This window comes from Shigella sp. FC1967, assembly GCF_001743005.1.
Lineage (GTDB): Bacteria > Pseudomonadota > Gammaproteobacteria > Enterobacterales > Enterobacteriaceae > Proteus.
Genome location: NZ_MIIZ01000947.1, coordinates 1 through 1,675, shown reverse-complemented (window position 1 = coordinate 1,675; position 1,675 = coordinate 1). Strand labels below are relative to the sequence as shown.

Below are 1,675 nucleotides of genomic sequence, written 5' to 3'. Positions count from 1 at the left end.
AAAACGCCTTGAAAGCGCCCAAGCAAAACAAGAAAACCAAGAAAGTCGCCCAACGGTTGCTTCTGCTACGAAATAAGGACGATAGCTGATGCTAGAATTGCTGTTTCTGTTATTACCTGTCGCTGCGGCTTACGGCTGGTATATGGGGCGTCGTGGCGCTCAACAGGATAAACAGCAGAACGCCGATCGCCTGTCACGTGAATATGTGGCGGGTGTAAACTTTTTACTTTCTGATCAGCAAGATAAAGCGGTTGATCTTTTCCTCGAAATGCTTAAAGAAGATAGTTCTGCTTTTGAAGCCCATCTTACTTTAGGTAATCTTTTTCGCTCTCGTGGCGAAGTCGAGCGTGCTATTCGTATCCACCAATCATTAATGGAAAGTGCCGCACTTTCCTTTGATCAACGTCTACTCGCTGTTCAACAGTTAGGTCGTGACTATGTAGCGGCTGGTGTTTACGATCGTGCTGAGAATATGTTTCAGCAACTTATTGATGAACAAGAATTTCGTCAAAGCGCACTGCAGTCTTTACTCGCGATTTACCAGTTAACTAGCGATTGGGGAAAAGCCATAGAGACGGCTGAAAAATTGGTTAAATTAGGTCAGCATGAATTAAAAGAACAAATTTCACATTTTTATTGTGAATTGGCACTTCAAGAAATGAGCAGTGATAATCTTGATAGCGCGCTTAGTTTGTTGCAAAAAGCAGGGCAAATGGATCCCCTCTGCGCTCGTGTTTCAATTATGTATGGTCGTATCTATATTGCTCGTGATGATAAACAAAAAGCTATCGATGTTTTAATGAAAGTGATTGAGCAAGATAAAGAGATGGTCAGTGAAACCTTGCCTATGCTTTTTGAATGTTTCCAGGCTCAAAACGATACTTCTCGTTGGGAAACCTATTTACGTCAATGTGTGGATAGTAATTGTGGTGCGATCGCAGAGCTTTACCTTGCGGATATTATTGAAGCTAAAGAAGGTATTGAAGCGGCTCAGTTATATATTAATCGTCAATTAGAGCGTCATCCCACAATGCGTCTGTTCTATCGTTTAATGCGTTACCATTTAGCTGAAGCAGAAGAAGGACGTGCCAAAGAGAGTCTTATCTTATTGCGCTATATGGTAGGTGAACAAATTCGCACGAAACCCGATTATCGTTGCCATAAATGTGGTTTTACTTCTCATGCATTATATTGGCATTGTCCATCCTGTCGTTCATGGGATACCGTTAAACCTATTCGCGGTTTAGATGGTCAGTGACGATGTCACTTTTTTTAATAGTCTCTCTATAAATAAAGGCCCTAAAATGTCATTTCATTGTGATAAAAAATCGCCCGAGCTTACCTGCGCGCCCGTTATTGTGGCACTAGACTATGAAGACCAAAAAAGTGCATTAGATTTTGCACAGCGTATCGATCCCTCATCTTGTCGTTTAAAAATTGGTAAAGAAATGTTTACCCGTTTTGGACCTCAATTTGTGACTCAATTACAAAAAGAAGGGTTTGATATTTTCTTAGATTTAAAATTTCATGATATTCCCAATACCGTTGCAAGAGCTGTCGCCGCGGCTGCTGATTTAGGTGTATGGATGGTTAATGTCCATGCGAGTGGTGGAAGTCGTATGATGCGAGCAGCTAAAGAGAGTCTTGCTGTATTTGGTAAAGATGCACCACTTTT

General features: G+C 41.3%; 2 protein-coding genes. Both read left to right on the top strand.

What is annotated here, in order from left to right; all coding sequences use genetic code 11:
- Positions 1-88: 88 nt before the first annotated feature.
- A complete protein-coding gene (gene lapB, locus BHE89_RS16540) occupies positions 89-1,258 on the top strand; it encodes a lipopolysaccharide assembly protein LapB (protein WP_069369228.1) in 1,170 nt (389 codons plus the stop codon).
- A gap of 46 nt (positions 1,259-1,304) precedes the next feature.
- Positions 1,305-1,675, top strand: a 371-nt coding sequence (pyrF, locus tag BHE89_RS16535; protein WP_128860639.1) for an orotidine-5'-phosphate decarboxylase, incomplete at its 3' end; no start/stop codon positions are given.

Bases quoted from the DNA above. Each gene is read 5' to 3' on its own strand.
- lapB (WP_069369228.1), top strand. From the start codon at position 89: ATGCTAGAATTGCTGTTTCTGTTATTACCTGTCGCTGCGGCTTACGGC.